Source organism: Enterobacter sp. ENT02, assembly GCF_019219165.1.
Taxonomy (GTDB): domain Bacteria; phylum Pseudomonadota; class Gammaproteobacteria; order Enterobacterales; family Enterobacteriaceae; genus Enterobacter; species Enterobacter mori.
On the sequence record NZ_JAHUWD010000005.1, the window covers coordinates 46,916 to 64,369 of the forward strand.

The following is a 17,454-nucleotide window of genomic DNA, read 5'->3' on the forward strand; positions in this document are numbered from 1 at the left end:
CTCAGATAGACAGCTTTTTGACGCGCTTGCCGCCGTACAGCAGGTTCACGATGGCACGGGTGCCGACAATAGCGGTAAACATCGACGTTGCAACACCGATACCGGTTGTAATTGCAAAGCCTTTGATCGCGCCAGTACCCACTGCATACAGGATAAGAACCTTAATCAGTGTTGTTACGTTCGCATCGAAGATGGAGCTGAACGCCCCTTTATAGCCTTCTTCAATCGCCTGTTGCACAGAGCGACCGTTACTCAGCTCTTCTTTAATACGCTCGTTTATCAGTACGTTGGCGTCGACCGCCACCGCAAGGGTAAGAACGATACCCGCAATACCCGGCATGGTCAGCGTTGCCCCTGGGAGCAGAGACATAATACCGATAATCAGCACCAGGTTCGCCAGCAGCGCGCTTGTCGCAATCAGACCAAACTTCTTGTAGAAGAAGATCATGAAGATGATGGAAACCACCAGACCGGCCAGACATGCTTCCAGACCCTGCTTGATGTTCTGCATACCCAGGGTTGGACCAATGGTACGTTCTTCAACAATCTGAATTGGCGCAATCAGCGCACCGGCACGCAGCAGCAGTGACAGTTGGCGAGCTTCGTTCGGGTTGTTGATACCGGTGATACGGAAGCTGTTACCCAGGCGAGACTGGATGTTGGCGATGTTAATCACCTCTTCCTCTTTCACCAGCACGGCACGACCGTTGGCGTCTTTCTTACCGCTGTCTTTGTACTCCACGAACAGGGTCGCCATCGGTTTACCGATGTTGTCCTTGGTGAAGTTAGACATGATGTTACCACCCGCGCTATCCAGCGAGATGTTAACCTGCGGCTGGTTGTATTCATCCTGGCTGGAAGTGGAGTCGGTGATGTGGTCACCGGTCAGGATCACGCGTTTGTACAGCACAACCGGCTGACCTTCGCGGGTCTGTTTCACTTCGGAGTCGCCTGGGATACGGCCAGAGGCAGCGGCGGACTGATCGACGTTGGAGTTAACCAGGCGGAATTCCAGGGTTGCAGTTGCACCCAGAATCTCTTTCGCACGCGCGGTATCCTGGATACCCGGCAGTTCCACCACGATACGGTCAGCACCCTGACGCTGTACCAGCGGCTCGGCCACGCCCAGTTGGTTTACACGGTTACGCAGAATGTTGATGTTCTGCTGAACGGCATATTCACGCGCTTCGCTCAGACGTGCATCCGTCATCACCGCGCGCAGCTGGTTGCTGCCCTGAGAGGTGATGACCAGATCGCGGTGACGTTGAGACAGGTAAGTTACAGCCTGGTCGCGTGCCGCGCTGTCGCGGAACGTGATGCTCATGCCGTAGTTATCTTCTTTACGCACGGTAGTGTACGCAATGCCTTTCTCACGCAGATCGCTGCGCAGGCTGTCGATGTTCTGTTCCTGCAGCTTGCCAAGCGCGGTATCCATATCCACTTCCATCAGGAAGTGAACGCCGCCACGCAGGTCAAGACCGAGTTTCATTGGCTCTGCGTTCAGCGCAGCCAGCCAACGTGGGGTTGCAGGAGCAAGGTTAAGCGCCACGACATACTTATCACCCAGCACGCCCATCAGCGCTTCACGGGCGCGGAGCTGCGTGTCGGTGGTGTCGAAGCGAGCAAGAATTGCGCCCTCTTCCAGTGCCACAGACTTAGCGGTAATTTTTTCTTCTTGTAACGTTTTCTGGACCTGGATCAGCGTTTGCTCACTGGCGGCGACACCGCGCGCGCCAGTGATTTGAACGGCCGGATCCTCACCATACAGGTTGGGAAGCGCGTACAGCAGGCCGACGATAATCACGACGACCAGCATGATGTACTTCCACAAAGGATAACGGTTTAACACGGCAGTTCCCTTTGGGAAAAGTTGGGATTACAGCGCCTTCATGGTGCCTTTCGGCAGAACGGCAGCTACGAAGTCACGTTTGATAACCACTTCAGTGGTGTCGTTCAGCGCGATTGCAATGTAGCCGCTTTCCGCTACTTTGGTCACGCGACCGACCAGGCCACCGTTGGTCAGTACTTCATCGCCTTTCGCAATGGAGTTCATCAGGTTTTTGTGCTCTTTGGTGCGCTTCTGCTGTGGACGCAGGATCATGAAGTAGAAGATCAGACCAAACACAACCAGCATCAGAATCAGAGACATCGGGCTGCCCTGCGCTGGAGCACCTGTTGCTGCTACCGCATCAGAAATAAAAAAGCTCATTCAAATTCCCTCATTATTAAAATTAATCAACGTTCAAAGGTGGGACATCCCGGCCCTGACGTTGGTAGAAATCGGTCACGAAGCTCTCTAATTTACCCTCTTCGATAGCCTTACGTAAACCAGCCATTAAGCGCTGATAATAACGAAGATTATGAATGGTATTGAGACGCGCGCCCAAAATCTCGTTACAACGATCGAGATGATGCAGATACGCGCGAGAATAATTGCGACAGGTATAGCAATCGCACTCGGAATCGAGCGGGCTGGTGTCACTCTTATGCTTCGCGTTACGGATTTTCACCACGCCATCGGTTACGAACAGATGACCGTTACGCGCGTTGCGGGTTGGCATGACGCAGTCGAACATATCAATGCCGCGACGAACGCCTTCAACCAGGTCTTCTGGTTTACCCACCCCCATCAGGTATCGTGGTTTATCCGCCGGGATTTGCGGGCAGACATGTTCCAGAATGCGGTGCATGTCTTCCTTCGGCTCACCCACAGCCAAACCGCCGACAGCGTAGCCATCAAAACCTATCTCTACCAGACCTTTAACGGAGATATCGCGTAAATCTTCGTAAACGCTGCCCTGGATGATGCCGAACAGCGCATTTTTGTTCTGTAAGGAGTCAAAACGGTCGCGGCTGCGCTGCGCCCAGCGCAGGGACATTTCCATGGAGCGCTTGGCGTAGTCCCAGTCCGCCGGGTACGGCGTACATTCGTCAAAGATCATTACGATGTCGGAGCCGAGATCGTACTGAATCTCCATCGATTTTTCGGGATCGAGGAAAATCGGATCGCCGTTGATTGGGTTTCGGAAGTGAACGCCCTTTTCGGTGATCTTGCGGATATCGCCCAGGCTGAATACCTGGAAGCCGCCGGAGTCGGTCAGGATGGGACCTTTCCACTGCATGAAGTCATGCAGGTCGCCGTGGAGCTTCATGATCTCCTGACCCGGACGCAGCCACAGGTGGAAGGTGTTACCGAGGATAATCTGTGCGCCAGTGGCTTCAACTTCTTCTGGCGTCATCCCTTTTACGGTGCCGTACGTGCCCACAGGCATAAACGCGGGGGTTTCCACCACGCCGCGATCAAACACCAGGCGACCGCGACGCGCGCGGCCATCGGTGGTATCGAGTTCAAATTTCATTTTTATTCCTCTGTGCCAGAAAAACAGTCCAACACATTATTCTGGTGCCGCGGACTTATTCCCCGACACGCTCATTCAAAGCCAGCGGATTGTACGTGATAAACATCGCGTCCCCGTAGCTAAAAAAGCGATATTTTTGTTCTACCGCAGACTTGTAGGCGTTCATCGTATGCTGATAACCAGCAAACGCGGAAACCAGCATAATCAGCGTCGATTCAGGCAGATGGAAGTTGGTCACCAGTGCATCAATGACTTTGTACTGATAGCCCGGGTAGATAAAGATCTGCGTATCGCCAAAGAACGGCTCGATAAGATCGCTTTTGGCGGCCTGCGCGGCGCTCTCAAGCGAACGCACGGAAGTTGTGCCCACAGCAATCACGCGGCTACCGCGGCCTTTCGCCGCCAGCACCGCATCCACAACCTCTTGCGGTACTTCGGCGTATTCAGAGTGCATGATGTGGTCTTCAATGCTGTCCACGCGCACCGGCTGGAAGGTGCCTGCACCAACGTGCAGTGTCACGAACGCCATCTCTACGCCCTTCGCGCGCAGTTTCTCCAGCAGCGGCTCATCAAAGTGCAGGCCCGCGGTTGGTGCGGCTACGGCACCCGGCTTCTGGCTGTAGACGGTCTGATACAGCTCGCGGTCGGCCTCTTCGTCCGGACGCTCAATGTACGGCGGCAGCGGCATATGGCCGATGGCGTTCAGGATATCAAGCACCGTGCGCTCGTCGTCAAACGCCACCTCAAACAGCGCGTCGTGACGCGTGGTCATGGTCGCTTTGATGCTCTCGTCATCGCCCAGCAGCAGTTCAGCGCCCGGCTTCGGCGCTTTGGAGGCGCGAATATGTGCCAGAATACGTTTATCATCGAGCATACGTTCGACCAGCACTTCAATCTTGCCGCCGCTGGCTTTACGGCCAAACAGGCGCGCCGGGATCACGCGGGTGTTGTTAAAGACCAGCAGATCGCCAGGGTTGAGCTTGTCGAGCAAATCGGTGAAAGTACCGTGCGTCAGCTCGCCCGTTGGCCCATCCAGTGACAGTAAGCGACAACTGCTTCGCTCAGGCATGGGATAGTGAGCAATCAGGGATTCAGGTAGTTCAAAGGAGAAATCGGCGACGCGCATGACGTATACTCGTGACTTAAAAACAGGCGGCATAGTCTAGTGCTCACACTCTTTTGCTGCAACAACTAGCCGCCCCCGGACAAATAAAACGCATGAATTTTCTCGCTCACCTGCATCTCGCACACCTCGCTGACAGCTCCCTTTCCGGCAATTTGCTGGCCGATTTTGTACGCGGCAACCCCGCAGAAGCGTATTCCCCTGAGGTTGTCGACGGAATTTTTATGCACCGCCGCATCGACGTGCTGACCGATAACCTGCCGGAAGTGACGGAAGCCAAAGCGTGGTTTCGCCCTGAGACGCGCCGCGTTGCGCCGATCACGCTTGATGTGATGTGGGATCACTTCCTGTCGCGCCACTGGGAACAGCTGTCGCCGGAGATGCCGCTGCCCGAATTTGTGCGCTATGCCCATCAGCAGGTGTCGATTATTTTGCCCGACTCACCGCCGCGATTTGTAAACCTGAATAACTATCTGTGGTCGGAACGCTGGCTTGAGCGCTACGGCGAGATGGATTTCATCCAGAACGTGCTGAACGGGATGGCGAGCCGCCGCCCGCGTCTGGATGCGCTGCGCGACTCCTGGTATGACCTGGATGAACATTACGATGCGCTGGAAACGCGTTTCTGGCAGTTTTACCCGCGCATGATGGCGCAGGCGAAAAACAAACAGCTCTAAACTTCATCCTTCAAGCTGCCTCTGCGTTGGCTACGTCTGCTCACCCCAGTCACTTACTTCAGTAAGCTCCCGGGGATTCCCAGACTTGCCGCCTTGATGCAACTTGAATGATTTTGTGTATAAAAATGACATTGATAGGTAAAAGCTGGCGGAACGATTGTCACCACCTCTTTGTCTTATTCCCGAACACTCTCTATACTGGCCCGCGTTGCGTTCCAAATAACCTTAGTATCTACAGGAGAATCATATGGTTCTGGTAACTCGTCCGGCTCCGGATTTTACAGCTGCAGCAGTTCTGGGCAACGGTGAAATCGTTGAAAACTTCAACTTCAAACAGCACACCAACGGTAAAGCGACCGTTCTGTTCTTCTGGCCAATGGACTTCACTTTCGTTTGCCCGTCTGAGCTGATCGCGTTCGACAAACGTTATGAAGAATTCCAGAAGCGTGGCGTGGAAGTGGTTGGCGTCTCCTTCGACTCTGAATTTGTACACAACGCATGGCGTAACACCCCTGTCGAAAATGGCGGCATCGGTGCGGTGAAATACGCAATGGTTGCGGACATCAAACGCGAAATCCAGCAGGCTTACGGTATCGAACATCCGGACGCTGGCGTTGCCCTGCGTGGTTCTTTCCTGATCGACGCAAACGGCATCGTTCGTCACCAGGTTGTGAACGATCTGCCGCTGGGTCGTAACATCGACGAAATGCTGCGCATGGTTGACGCGCTGCAGTTCCACGAAGAGCACGGTGAAGTGTGCCCGGCTCAGTGGGAAAAAGGAAAAGAAGGTATGAACGCGTCTCCAGACGGCGTGGCTAAATACCTGTCCGAGAACGTATCCAGCCTGTAATCGGCACGGTTTACGACGAAGGCCCGCTTATGCGGGCCTTTTTTTATGCCTTACGCTGCGTCTCTCGCCAGATGCGCCAGGCCATGCCCGCCAGCAGAATCACCCCTGCAATCAGCACGCCCCATACCAGCAGCGTGTTCATCCTGCTCTCCCGCTCGGCCGCAGAGGTAGCGGTCAGACGCCCCTCGCCGCCTAACGCGACATCATCACGAATGTCGGCCTGCGGCAGGTTCGCCATATCATAGGTCTTGCGCAGGTCGGCCGGGATCAGCATGCCGGGCTCCACGCTGGCAGGTTTTGCGGCTCCGTTGCCCCAGGCGAGCACGTACGGCGCTTTCCCCTGCGCGTTGAACACCAGATCGTAGCGGTCGCGATGTCCCGTCACGCTCGGCAGGTATTCTGGCAGACGCGCGTTCAGCGTTGTGATTTTCACTGCCTGCACAAGCCCCCCGTGAAGCGAAACCGGTGGCGACGTTTTCCCCTCCAGACGGTACAGGACCTCTTTCTTCAGGGGGTGCCACGCGTCTTTTTCCGAACTCCGCCACGCGATTTCCACGGGAAGGACGCCATCGCCATTCAGTGAGATGCTGACAGCACTCAGCGGCTGCGGGCGCACCCAGCGCCACTGCGCTTCACTTGTCGATAGCATCTTCCCTTCCCCCTCAAGATTGACCGCTTCCGGGACCGCCTGAGCAGGTGCGCTAATTGCGTTTACGCCGGTCAGGGTTACCCCCTGGCTCTGCGCGTTCAGCACCACCATGAGATAGCGATTCGCATCGGGAGATAAAACCGTATCGGTATCGATCCGATCGAGCTTAAGACGATCCTGGCCGCTGACGACGTCCAGCAAGGGCATATCCTCGCGCAGGGTATACCAGCGCTTAAGATCCTCGCTGTAATAGACCGACGCCGTTCCCTGCCACGGCGTCTGAGGGGAATTCCAGAGCAGCTGCAGCTGGGATAGAGCCATCTCCCCCGTCGCCTGCTCCGGCAGGGTCATCAGATAATGTTGCCCGGCTGCGGCGGCTTTTTGCCCCTCCAGCACAATCTCAACGCCGTTTCCGGAACGAAGCAGGATCTTATCGCTATCACCACCGTCTCGCGCAGGCGCAAGCGGCGAGGCGTCCAGGGGAAAGAGGCGCAGCGCCGTAGATTGCACAGGCGCCTGTGGACGCGTCGCGGTGACCAGGCTAAAGGGAACCGGCTCGCCCGACTGATTAAAGACGCGGACATCGTGCAGATCCGGCGACGTGCTTTGCTCATAGACGGCCAGCGGCAGCATCACCCGATACCACCGGGAAGGAACAGATGTATCGAGTGAAAGACCAAAGGCATAGTCCCGGGGCGCTTCCGTTTGTCCCTCGTCGCAGAACGCCGGGCCGGAAAGCGCCAGCAGCGCGGTACAGGCTACCGCTTTCATCCATTTCATTTTTCATCTCCTGTTTTGGGCGGTAGCGGTGAGAAATACCCCACGATCAGAACCAGTATCGCCACGCCGATAAACGCCACCGCGCGCGACAAACCGCCTCCGCCCGCGCTGTCTACCAGCATCAGTTTAACCATTACCACACCCAGCAGCGCGGCACCGCTAAGCCACTCCTGCCGGGAAGCCCGACGGGTGGCATGGATCATGACCACCAGCGCGCTCAGCATCCAGAACAGAGCAAAACTGGTCTGGATAAGCCGCGAATCCCACAGCGATGCCATATTCCAGGCCACATCACCGTACCAGGCCAGCGCGCGCATCAGCGCACCGTTCAGCCACCAGAAGCCAAACGCCATCATCGCGACGGCAGGCCACGGGCGGGCCTGCGAGAGCCACGCCGGGTAGTAGCGATCCACAGCCCGATAAAAGACCACCAGCCCCAGCAACGCGAACGCCGCGCCTTCCTCAAGTGGGTTTATCAGCGGCAGCCAGGTCTGACGATAGACCACACCGTCCTGGAAATTGGTCACCACCAGCAATACCAGCAGCGCCACGACCACGGGGATCGGTGCAAGGCAGGCATAGAGTGCAGGCCACTCCCGTAACGGCCACCCGCGACGCCTTACGGCTGCAGAGAGCCCCATAATCACCCCGCCGCCTGCAGCCATCGCTAATCCGCTGCCCCAGGCCGCCATGCCCCACGGCAACGACTGGGCAAACCAGAAAAGCTCAGCGGCCAGCGCCAGCAAAATCATCCAGAACAGCGACAAATGCAGCCCCATCGCGATGCGCGGCAGGAGCCTTTTACCGTCACGTCGCAACAGCATCAGCGCGGCAGGAAGCGCAACGCACCAGGCGAGATTCGACCAGCCGGCGGCAACGATCTGCTGATGCCAGAGTTGATACCCCACCATCAGCAGCATAACCGGCCACAGCAGCCATTTGCTGGCATCCAGCTCCCGCCACGCTAAACGCGCAGCCACCTGCCGCCAGCCCCAGACCGACGCCGCCGTCAGCGCCAGCACGCCCGCCAGAATCGGTAATTCCTGCGTCATCACCAGCCCCGATGCGCCCAATAGCGCCACGAGCCAGAACAGCAGCCCACCGGCAAGCAGCGCCCAACTGACCGGCATAAAGAGAGTCCGCCACAGCCAGGCCGCAGCCAGCCAGCAAAGGCTGAGGATGATGAAGATCAGCAGCAGGCTCAGCGACGAAACGCCGTTCGTTTGCGCCCACAGCGCCAGCACCAGCAGCGCCGTCCCGCTATAGCTCATGCGACGCTGATGCTGCTGCACGCCCAGCCAGAGGATACCCAGCCCTTCCAGCGCCCAGGCCATCGCCGTCCAGCGCGCCGACAGCGCCAGCGGAATCGCGAGCGTCGCGAACCCGCCGCCGATGGCCAGCGCAGCCATGACCAGCGGTCGTCCGATAGAGGGATAGCGCCGCAGCGCAAGGAACGCGAGGGTAAGATAAAATGCGCCGTATCCCAGCGCGCTCAGGGCCGGGCCATATTCCCAGTGCCGGGTCATGCCGTACTGCATTCCGAAACCGATCAGCGGCGGGGCAAACAGCAGCACGCCGTCAATAATTTGCTTCCCTTTCTCCTGCGCCCGCAGCGACAGCGCCACGCTCAGGACGCCGAATATCAGCGTATTGGCAATCAGGAACAGCTGGCAGACCCAGTAGTTTTCAGGCTGGTAGTCATTCAGCCCCCACAGGCCGCCCACGCCGAACGTAAACAGCAGCCCGAGCAGATTCAGCTCGCGCCAGTGCTGCCAGATGCTGATAACGAGAATCCCGATAGAAAGCAGAAGATAGAAAGAGAACAGCGCGACAAAGCTGCCGCCCCCGGTGGACAACAGCAGCGGCGCAAGATACCCGCCAAGGCTCGCCAGCATGGCGAGACTCAGCGCCTTCTGCAGCACCGCCAGCCCGACGCTCGCCGCGCATATCACCACCAGAAGCGCAAAGGCCAGCGTCATCGGCAGCATTTGCCAGAGCCGGAATGCGCCAAACACCGTCAGGTAGAGCACGCCGGTCGCCCCGCCCTGGAGGATCAGCGCATAGACACGCTGCTTGTGACGCAGCCGCCACCCAACCGCCAGCAGAACGATGGCAAACAGCGCCGTTGCCACGAGGCGCAGCTCAAGCGGGAACAGGGAATGTTCAACGGTATAGCGCAGCAGGAATGAAAGACCGAGGAAGAGCAGCAGGATCCCAAGCTTCGCCAGCGGATTACCCTGCATGAACCAGCGCACCAGCGACGTCAGTATGCCGCCAAAGGCAGAAGGCTGTTTTGCCGCAGGCGCCGGGGCCGGAGCGGGTTTTGCCACGGCAGCGGGAGTATCGGGGCGCCAGGGGTCGACAGGCGCGGGAGCGGTCACAGCCACCGGTGCGGTGGCTTGCACCGGCTCCGGCGCGCTTTCAGGCACGCCGCGCTGCTCTAGCGCCTCAATGCGCTGGCGTAGCCGGGCGATCTCCTGGCGCGCCGCCGTGCTGCGATTAAAGCCTATAACCGCCAGCACGGGTGCCACCACCAGTGCAAAAACCAGGAACAAACAGCCAAGGATGTAAAGCTCGTCCATGTTTCCACCTTCACCGTAAACGATCCGTTAAGATTGACACAAATAGTTGCATTTGCGCCATCTTAAAAGGTGGAAACAATAACAGGTCTTAGCTGCCGAACCAGATCGTCGCGGATACCGCAGGCAGCGCCAGCACGCCGTCCTGTATCGTCGCCTTGCCCTCTTTAATTTTCCACGTCGCCACCTTCAGCAGCGGTGAATCATCCAGCACCACTTCGCAGGCCTCTCCCCGGTTGATGGCGATCAGCACGCGTTGCTGGTTATAGACGCGGGCAAACACCACCACGTTATCGTGCGCATAAACCACCTGACAGCCACCGGAGCGCAGAGCCTGATTCTGTTTACGCAGCTTCGCCAGCCGCTGATACAGGCTGAACAGCACCTTGTCCTGTTTCGCCGGCTCCCACGGGAAGGTTTTGCGGCAGAACGGATCGTTGTTGCCGTCCAGCCCCACTTCGTCGCCGTAATAAATACAGGGTACACCCGGCCAGGTAAAGAGCCAGGTCACCGCTAGCGGCAGACGCGCCACATCCTTGCCGAGCAGGGATTTAAAGCGCGCGGTGTCGTGGCTATCGAGCTGGTTAAACATCCGCAGCTGCTGCTGATGAGACAGACCGGCGCGATAGTTCTCCATCCACGCCATGCAGGTTTCAGCATCGATATGGTTCGGATCGTAGGAGATATCGGTGTTAGCGAGAAATCCCCACAGCGGGAAGGTAAAGCCGCGATAGTTCATCGCCGCATCTTCCGCATCGTTCTGCAGCCACTGGCGCGCGTCGCCAAAGTGCTCGCCGAAGACAAACGCTTCAGGCTGGGCCGCTTTTGCCGAGCGCGTGATCCCGGCGACGTGCTGAAGGTTGTTCCGTGCCCCGCCCGCTTCACCGAGCATATGCACCACATCCAGACGCCAGCCGTCCATGTTCCACGGCGCTTTCAGCCAGTGGCGCACGATGCTGTCTTCACCGCCGTAGATTTCATTCACGAGAGTTGGCGACTGGAAATCCAGCTTCGGCAGGCTGGCGTAACCCAGCCAGTCCAGGGCGCGTCCATCTTCGCTAAAGCTGTACCAGTCGCGCTGCGGCGAGTCCGGGTTATGGCATGCCCCGCCCATCGACTGATTATGGCGGTCAAACCAGGCGTGCGAATCTCCGCTGTGGTTGAACACGCCGTCCAGGATCAGGCGCATGCCTTCATTTTGGGTGTTCTTACGCAGGCGCAGCAGCGCCTCGTCACCGCCAAACTGTTCGTCAACGTGGCGATAATCCTGCGTATCGTATTTGTGCACGCTTGGGGCTTTAAACACCGGGTTCAGGTAGAGCGCCGTCACGCCAAGCTTTTTCAGGTACGGCAGTTTTTCGCTGATACCGTCGAGATCGCCGCCGTAAAAGGTCGAGCCGCCAGCCTGCGCCGTCACCGGGTCATCCCACGCTTTCATAATGACGTCGTGACCCGCCGCGTGGTGGTAATAAACCTTATCCTGCTGTGCGGTGCGCTTTTCGCTGCGCGCAAAGCGGTCCGGGAAAATCTGGTAAAAGACCTGATCGTTAACCCACTGCGGGCCATTATCCGGGTAATCGACCGCAAACTGCTCCAGCCGTGCGGGCGGGAAACGACTAAACCCCTGCGGGGTAAACCACAGCTGACGGTTGTTCCACAACAGTTTGAAGCTGTAACGGCGACGCGGCTGTCCGCTACTCAGGTCGATATTCGCTCGCCACGCCGTGATCCCCGGCTGCGGCTGGCTGCGCAGCTTGTGCATTTTCAGCCCGGTCTCTTCGTTATCTATTTCGGCGCGGAGCGTCACGCGTTCAGGCTGGTTTTCCCCCGCCAGCCAGAGCGTAATCACAAGGTTGTCTTTGTTTTGCTTAACAAATGGGGCAACCGGTAGGTGCCAGGCGTTTAACATCACGAATCCCCTTTGATGAAATTGACGTCACCTTGCCACAGGGTGGTTAAGGATAGCTCATCACGATCGGGATTATTGGGGGAGGAGAAAGGAGGAGGAGATTTTTTTCCGGGGCAAAAGGGAGTGTAGGCCGGGTAAGCGCAGCGCCACCCGGCATTTTTACCTTACTGTGCTTCCGCCAGCTGACGGTCGCGGCGGCATTTGAACATCCAGCCCACCAGCAGTAGAACAATCCACGCGAAGCCCACGTACAGGGAAATACGGGTGTCCGGGTGGTAGCCAATCAGGCCAATGATAAACACCAGGAAGATCAGCCCAACGACGGTGGTTGCCACCCCGCCCGGTACTTTGAACTTCAGCGCTTTCGTCTCATCCGGCGACAGACGACGGCGGAACGCAATCTGCGACAGCAGGATCATGATCCACACCCACACCGTCGCGAAAGTCGCCAGCGATGCAATCACCAGGAAGACATTTTCCGGCATGATGTAGTTCAGGTAAACCGAGAACAGCAGCGCCACGGTCATGACCACGACGGTCACCCACGGCGTGCCGCGGCGTGAGGTTTTGGCGAACACCTTCGGCGCACTGCCCTGTTCCGCCATGCCGTGCAGCATACGGCCCACGCCAAAGACGTCGCTGTTGATCGCGGAAAGCGACGCGGTCAGTACTACAAAGTTGAGAATGCTGGCGGCAAAGGCGATGCCCATGTGCTGGAAGGTCAGAACAAATGGGCTGCCGTTGGTGCCTACCTGGTTCCACGGGTAAATGGACATGATCACAAACAGCGTACCCACATAGAACACCAGAATACGCATCGGCACCGAGTTGATGGCGCGCGGAATGGATTTCTCCGGGTCTTTCGCTTCACCAGCGGTAATACCGATTATCTCGATACCGCCGTAGGCAAACATGACCATCTGGAGCGACATCACCATGCCGAGCCAGCCGTTACTGAAGAAGCCGCCGTTGCTCCACAAGTTATGGATACCGGTCGGCTGGCCGCCGTTACCAATACCCCAGATGATGATGCCGAAACCGGCGAGGATCATGATGATAATGGTCGCGACTTTAAAGAAGGAGAACCAGAACTCCAGCTCACCAAACACCTTCACGCTCATCAGGTTGACGGCGCAGATGATCAGCACCACGCTCAGCACCCATATCCAGTGCGGCACCGCCGGGAACCAGACGCCCATATAAATGCCAAACGCGGTCACGTCGGCAATCGCCACAATCAGGATTTCAAAGCAGTAGGTCCAGCCGGTGATAAACCCGGCCAGCGGGCCTAAGTTTTCCTGCGCGTAGCGCGAGAAGGAGCTGGCTGACGGGTTGTGAACCGACATCTCACCCAGCGCGCGCATGATGATATAGGCCGCCACGCCGCCGATGATGTACGCCAGCAGAACGCTGGGACCGGCCATTTTAATGGCATCTGCCGAGCCATAAAAAAGACCGGTGCCGATAGCCGAGCCCAGCGCCATAAAGCGGATGTGGCGCGTGCTCAATCCACGTTTAAGTTTGTTAGTGCTTTCCATTTAAATCTTGCCATTCAACACGAAAAAAACAAAAAACCACGGGGCCTTAAGCCCCGTGGTTAAACAGTTTGTTGCCGTTGATTAATGGGCGTTCGATGCGACCTGACGCCCTGCAGCACGGTCCCAGATAATCGCCAGAACCAGTGCAACAACGGTAGGCATCAGCCAGGCCAGGCCTTGCTCAGACAGCGGCAGACGCTGTGTCCATGCAGGCAGGATGTCTGCGAAAGCTGATGCTTTAATCCCGTCAAGGATACCAAAAATCAGGCTGATAAACATGGCTGGCGCGATAATTCGCGACGAGTTGTTCCACCACGGGCGAGTAAAGCTCAGCACCACCAGCACGATACACGGCGGATAAATCGCCGTCAGTACCGGAATAGAGACCTGAATCAGGTGGCTCAGACCGAGGTTGGACACCGCCATAGAGAAGATGCCGAGGATAAACACCAGGGTGCGGTAAGAGAGCGGCAGATACTGTGCAAAGAACTCTGCGCAGGCACAGGTCAGGCCAACCGCCGTCACCAGACACGCCAGGAAAATAAGCGCCGCCAGCAGCATGCTGCCCGCACCACCGAAGGTGTGCTGAACGTAAGCGTGCAGGATAGCTGCACCGTTGGCGTTCTGATCGACCAGCATGGCGCTGTCGGAACCCAGGCGGAACAGTGCCAGATACAGCAGCGTCAGACCCACACCGGCCATCAGGCCAGCCCAGATGGTATAGCGAGTCAGCAGGCGCGCTTCAGTCACGCCGCGGGAACGCGCGGCATTGACGATAACGATACCAAACACCATCGCGCCCAGCGTATCCATCGTCAGATAGCCGTTTACAAAGCCGTTGGAGAACGCCGCATTTTTATAGGCGTCCATCGCGTCGCTAATCGGGCCTGCAGGCCAGACGATAGCGGCTACCGCCAGCACGATCAGGGCCACAATTTTCAGCGGCGCCAGGAAGTTACCCACGGTATCCAGCAATTTGCCCGGGTAGAGGGAAACCAGAATCACAATCGCGAAGTAGATCAGGCTGTAGATAAACAGCGGCATCGCGCCGTCACCCGTCAGCGGAGCAATCCCCACTTCAAAGGAAACGGTCGCCGTACGCGGGGTCGCAAACAGCGGACCAACGGCCAGATAGCAGACGGTCGCCAGCAGAACGCCAGCCACTTTGCCAATCGGGGTGCTGAGGCTGTCCACGCCGCCACCGACTTTCGCCAGCGCGACAACGGTGAGAACCGGTAGACCCACGGCAGTAATCAGGAAGCCAAACGCAGCTGTCCAGACGTGTTCACCCGCCTGTAAGCCAACCATTGGAGGGAAAATGATGTTACCTGCGCCAACGAACAGCGCAAATGTCATAAAGCCCAGCGCGATGATGTCACGCGATTTTAAGTGATGGGTCATAAAACCTTACTGCCTGTGGATGTGGTGTTGAAAACGTTGAGATTTTCGCTATCCCTGTCGGGACGATACAGCGGAAAATTTGCTCAATTTCAGCGGGAAATGCTCCCGTCCTGGCGTGGAGAAGAATAGTTTTTCGATTTACCACGCAAATACAGTCGGTCTGACAGTATCTGGGGGGCAATTTAAACGCTTATAACGTTTAAAGGCAAGGAGGGATCGTAAAACCAGAACAATATGCCAGCATGAAAAAACAGACCAGCACAATGCACTAATTATAAGAAAAACCCATGGCTAATCATGCGAACAAAAAAGCATCAACCGTATAATATTCACACGCGTTTCGCTTGACTGCAAAGCAAACGGGCCAGCAAATGCTGGCCCGTGGAAAGGTAAAATGACACGCCAGCCGTCAGGCGATCTTTTTGGCAATTAATCGTTCCGGAATAACAAAGCTGAAGCGGGTTCCTTTACCCAGCGTACTCTGAATATCAAGACGGCTTTCATGATGATTCACCGCGTGTTTCACAATTGCCAGCCCCAGGCCGCTTCCCCCGGTCTGCCGCGAGCGCGCCTTGTCCACACGGTAGAATCGCTCGGTCAGACGCGGTATGTGCTCAGGGGCAATCCCCGGCCCGTTGTCCTCAACGCTAAACTCAGCGCCCGCGGTAACACGCTGCCAGCGCACCACGATATGGGTCCCTTCCGGCGTATGATTCACCGCGTTATACACCAGGTTGGAGATGGCGCTGCGCAGTTCATCTTCACTGCCGAGCACCTTCAGGGTGCTGTCGACCTCAAAGCTAATGTGATGTTTTTTATGGCTTAACGTTTGCGCTTCCCGCTCCACCACCCGCAGCATCATTGGCACATCGATGGTGTCATTCAGTGCCAGTGAAGGCGCGGCTTCAATCTTCGAGAGCGTCAGCAGCTGCTTGACCAGGCCTTCCATACGGTGCGTTTGCTCGCGCATGGTGTGCAGCGCTTTTTCACGCGGCGCACCTTCGAGCGTTTGCTCCTGCATCATCTCCAGGTAGCCCTGAAGCACGGTCAACGGGGTGCGTAATTCGTGGCTCACGTTCGCGAAGAAGTTGCGTCTCGCCCCTTCCAGCTGGTGCATCTGGGTGACATCGCGCGCCACCATCAGCCACTGCCGATCGCTGTAAGGCATCACGCGGATTTCCAGATGACGCCCGTTATTGAGCCTCAGATTATGCGGCCCCGTAAAATCACGCTTTTTCAGATACAGCGTGAACTCCGGATAACGCAGCAGGTTAAGGATATTTTGCCCATTATCGTCCGGCCAGCGCAGGCCCAGCAGCTGTTGCGCCAGACCGTTACACCAGAAAATGGTGCCTTCTTCAGTGGTCAGAATGACGGCATCCGGCAGCGACTCTGCGCCGCTGCGAAAGCGTTTGATTAAGCTTCCCAGCTCGCGACGACGTTTTTTATTACGCATCTGCATCTGGTGCAGGCCATACAGCAGCGGTTCCCAGCTGCCGCTTCCCGGCGGAGGGGTCATGCTTCTGTCTACCCACAGCCACCAGGAGAGGCGCAGTAAGTTCCAGAAATGCCAGACGAGTAACCCGGTCACTGCCGCCAGCAAAAACCACGGCAGATGCCCAACGATGGCCCCCAAAATGAAGGCCGGAATACAGCATAAGATCAGTTCAAAGACGAGCCTTTTCCATGACAGACGTTCCAGCACGCGTCACACTCCTGTCACTGTTCAGAAACGGGTCGAAAAACGATAACCCGTACCGCGGACCGTCTGCACCATGCGATCGTGACCGCTCAGCTCCAGCGCTTTACGCAGGCGGCGAATATGCACATCAACCGTCCGGTCTTCCACATACACGTTAGTTCCCCAGACGTTATTCAGCAACTGCTCGCGACTGTAGACACGTTCCGGGTGGGTCATAAAGAAGTGCAAGAGTTTGAATTCGGTAGGCCCCATGTCGAGGGGATTTTCGCCCGTCATCACGCGGTGTGAGGTGGGGTCAAGGCTCAGGCCCTGCATCTCAATCACCTCTTCTACCGCCATCGGCGAAATGCGGCGCATAACGGCTTTGATACGAGCAACCAGTTCTTTGGGGGAGAACGGCTTGGTGATGTAATCGTCCGCGCCGGTTTCCAGACCGCGCACGCGATCCTCTTCTTCACCGCGCGCAGTCAGCATGACCACCGGAATATCGCGGGTCATCGCTTCACGTTTAAGATGTTTGATAAACTGCAGTCCAGAGCCGCCAGGCAACATCCAGTCAAGCAGAATCAGATCGGGCCAGGGTTCATTCAGCTGGTTCACCGCGCTGTCATAATCTTCCGCTTCAACCGGCTGGAAGCCATTTTGTTCGAGCACGAAGCACACCATTTCACGAATTGGAGCTTCATCTTCTACGACCAGAATACGTCTCGCCATACTTTGCCCTGTCTTATCTTATTTAAGTTACAAGTTTGTAATGCGGCGTCATTATGCGTCAGATTTATGACAGATTTATGAAAAACATTACCACCATAAATGGCAAACTGTTGTTTTATTACAGCGGTTATTTTCCATCCCCTGAGAGTTTATAATCGCCATCAACTCTTTTC

The 17,454-nt window shown here is 56.9% G+C and carries 13 protein-coding genes; 2 read left to right on the plus strand and 11 right to left on the minus strand.

Annotated features, from left to right (window positions below; all coding sequences use genetic code 11):
- Position 1 precedes the first annotated feature (1 nt).
- The 4 genes from secD to queA are packed head-to-tail and all read right to left on the minus strand — an operon-like array spanning position 2 to position 4,485.
- Positions 2–1,849 carry a protein translocase subunit SecD gene (gene secD / locus KW829_RS16085; protein ID WP_172701355.1) on the minus strand — a complete coding sequence of 616 codons (1,848 nt, stop codon included), beginning with the start codon at positions 1,847–1,849 and terminating at the stop codon, positions 2–4.
- 27 nt (positions 1,850–1,876) lie between these two features.
- Positions 1,877–2,209 carry a preprotein translocase subunit YajC gene (gene yajC, locus KW829_RS16090; protein ID WP_003021544.1) on the minus strand — a complete coding sequence of 111 codons (333 nt, stop codon included), beginning with the start codon at positions 2,207–2,209 and terminating at the stop codon, positions 1,877–1,879.
- Positions 2,210–2,231: 22 nt separating this feature from the next.
- Entirely contained in the window at positions 2,232–3,359 is a 1,128-nt protein-coding gene (gene tgt / locus KW829_RS16095) for a tRNA guanosine(34) transglycosylase Tgt (protein ID WP_089599266.1), read from the minus strand.
- A 55-nt stretch (positions 3,360–3,414) separates the two neighbouring features.
- Complete coding sequence (queA, locus tag KW829_RS16100; RefSeq protein ID WP_182946387.1) at positions 3,415–4,485, minus strand: tRNA preQ1(34) S-adenosylmethionine ribosyltransferase-isomerase QueA; 1,071 nt, start codon at positions 4,483–4,485, stop codon at positions 3,415–3,417.
- Positions 4,486–4,577: 92 nt separating this feature from the next.
- Between queA and acpH the strand changes: the two genes are divergently transcribed.
- Together acpH and KW829_RS16110 are read left to right on the plus strand one after the other, a co-directional pair.
- A complete protein-coding gene (gene acpH, locus KW829_RS16105; RefSeq protein ID WP_218308600.1) occupies positions 4,578–5,159 on the plus strand; it encodes an ACP phosphodiesterase in 582 nt (193 codons plus the stop codon).
- Between the two features lie 247 nt (positions 5,160–5,406).
- On the plus strand, positions 5,407–6,009 hold the full coding sequence (locus tag KW829_RS16110) for a peroxiredoxin C (protein ID WP_010428037.1): 603 nt from the start codon (positions 5,407–5,409) through the stop codon (positions 6,007–6,009).
- A gap of 43 nt (positions 6,010–6,052) precedes the next feature.
- On the opposite strand, the gene KW829_RS16115 is transcribed toward KW829_RS16110, so the two are convergent.
- The 7 genes from KW829_RS16115 to phoB all read right to left on the minus strand — a co-directional run bounded on the left by KW829_RS16115 (position 6,053) and on the right by phoB (position 17,281).
- Positions 6,053–7,438 (minus strand): DUF3999 domain-containing protein, encoded by a 1,386-nt coding sequence (locus tag KW829_RS16115; protein ID WP_218308601.1) that lies wholly within the window; start codon positions 7,436–7,438, stop codon positions 6,053–6,055.
- Positions 7,435–10,020 carry a DUF2339 domain-containing protein gene (locus tag KW829_RS16120; protein WP_218308602.1) on the minus strand — a complete coding sequence of 862 codons (2,586 nt, stop codon included), beginning with the start codon at positions 10,018–10,020 and terminating at the stop codon, positions 7,435–7,437. Before KW829_RS16120 ends, KW829_RS16115 begins: the two co-directional genes overlap by 4 nt.
- Positions 10,021–10,108: 88 nt before the next feature.
- The gene (malZ, locus tag KW829_RS16125) at positions 10,109–11,926 is read right to left on the minus strand and encodes a maltodextrin glucosidase (RefSeq protein WP_218308603.1); all 1,818 of its coding nucleotides are present in this window, start codon (positions 11,924–11,926) and stop codon (positions 10,109–10,111) included.
- 164 nt (positions 11,927–12,090) lie between these two features.
- Positions 12,091–13,464, minus strand: coding sequence for a proline-specific permease ProY (gene proY, locus KW829_RS16130; RefSeq protein WP_218308604.1), 1,374 nt, complete (start codon positions 13,462–13,464; stop codon positions 12,091–12,093).
- Between the two features lie 81 nt (positions 13,465–13,545).
- A complete protein-coding gene (gene brnQ, locus KW829_RS16135) occupies positions 13,546–14,865 on the minus strand; it encodes a branched-chain amino acid transporter carrier protein BrnQ (protein ID WP_010428030.1) in 1,320 nt (439 codons plus the stop codon).
- Positions 14,866–15,274: 409 nt separating this feature from the next.
- A complete protein-coding gene (gene phoR / locus KW829_RS16140) occupies positions 15,275–16,570 on the minus strand; it encodes a phosphate regulon sensor histidine kinase PhoR (RefSeq protein WP_010428028.1) in 1,296 nt (431 codons plus the stop codon).
- 21 nt (positions 16,571–16,591) lie between these two features.
- Positions 16,592–17,281: a phosphate response regulator transcription factor PhoB gene (phoB, locus tag KW829_RS16145; RefSeq protein WP_010428026.1), complete on the minus strand. Its 690-nt coding sequence runs from the start codon at positions 17,279–17,281 to the stop codon at positions 16,592–16,594.
- Between the last annotated feature and the right edge of the window lie 173 nt (positions 17,282–17,454).

Bases quoted from the DNA above. Each gene is read 5' to 3' on its own strand.
- yajC (WP_003021544.1), bottom strand. From the start codon at position 2,209: ATGAGCTTTTTTATTTCTGATGCGGTAGCAGCAACAGGTGCTCCAGCG.
- tgt (WP_089599266.1), bottom strand. From the start codon at position 3,359: ATGAAATTTGAACTCGATACCACCGATGGCCGCGCGCGTCGCGGTCGC.
- queA (WP_182946387.1), bottom strand. From the start codon at position 4,485: ATGCGCGTCGCCGATTTCTCCTTTGAACTACCTGAATCCCTGATTGCT.
- acpH (WP_218308600.1), top strand. From the start codon at position 4,578: ATGAATTTTCTCGCTCACCTGCATCTCGCACACCTCGCTGACAGCTCC.
- KW829_RS16110 (WP_010428037.1), top strand. From the start codon at position 5,407: ATGGTTCTGGTAACTCGTCCGGCTCCGGATTTTACAGCTGCAGCAGTT.
- KW829_RS16115 (WP_218308601.1), bottom strand. From the start codon at position 7,438: ATGAAATGGATGAAAGCGGTAGCCTGTACCGCGCTGCTGGCGCTTTCC.
- KW829_RS16120 (WP_218308602.1), bottom strand. From the start codon at position 10,020: ATGGACGAGCTTTACATCCTTGGCTGTTTGTTCCTGGTTTTTGCACTG.
- malZ (WP_218308603.1), bottom strand. From the start codon at position 11,926: ATGTTAAACGCCTGGCACCTACCGGTTGCCCCATTTGTTAAGCAAAAC.
- proY (WP_218308604.1), bottom strand. From the start codon at position 13,464: ATGGAAAGCACTAACAAACTTAAACGTGGATTGAGCACGCGCCACATC.
- brnQ (WP_010428030.1), bottom strand. From the start codon at position 14,865: ATGACCCATCACTTAAAATCGCGTGACATCATCGCGCTGGGCTTTATG.
- phoB (WP_010428026.1), bottom strand. From the start codon at position 17,281: ATGGCGAGACGTATTCTGGTCGTAGAAGATGAAGCTCCAATTCGTGAA.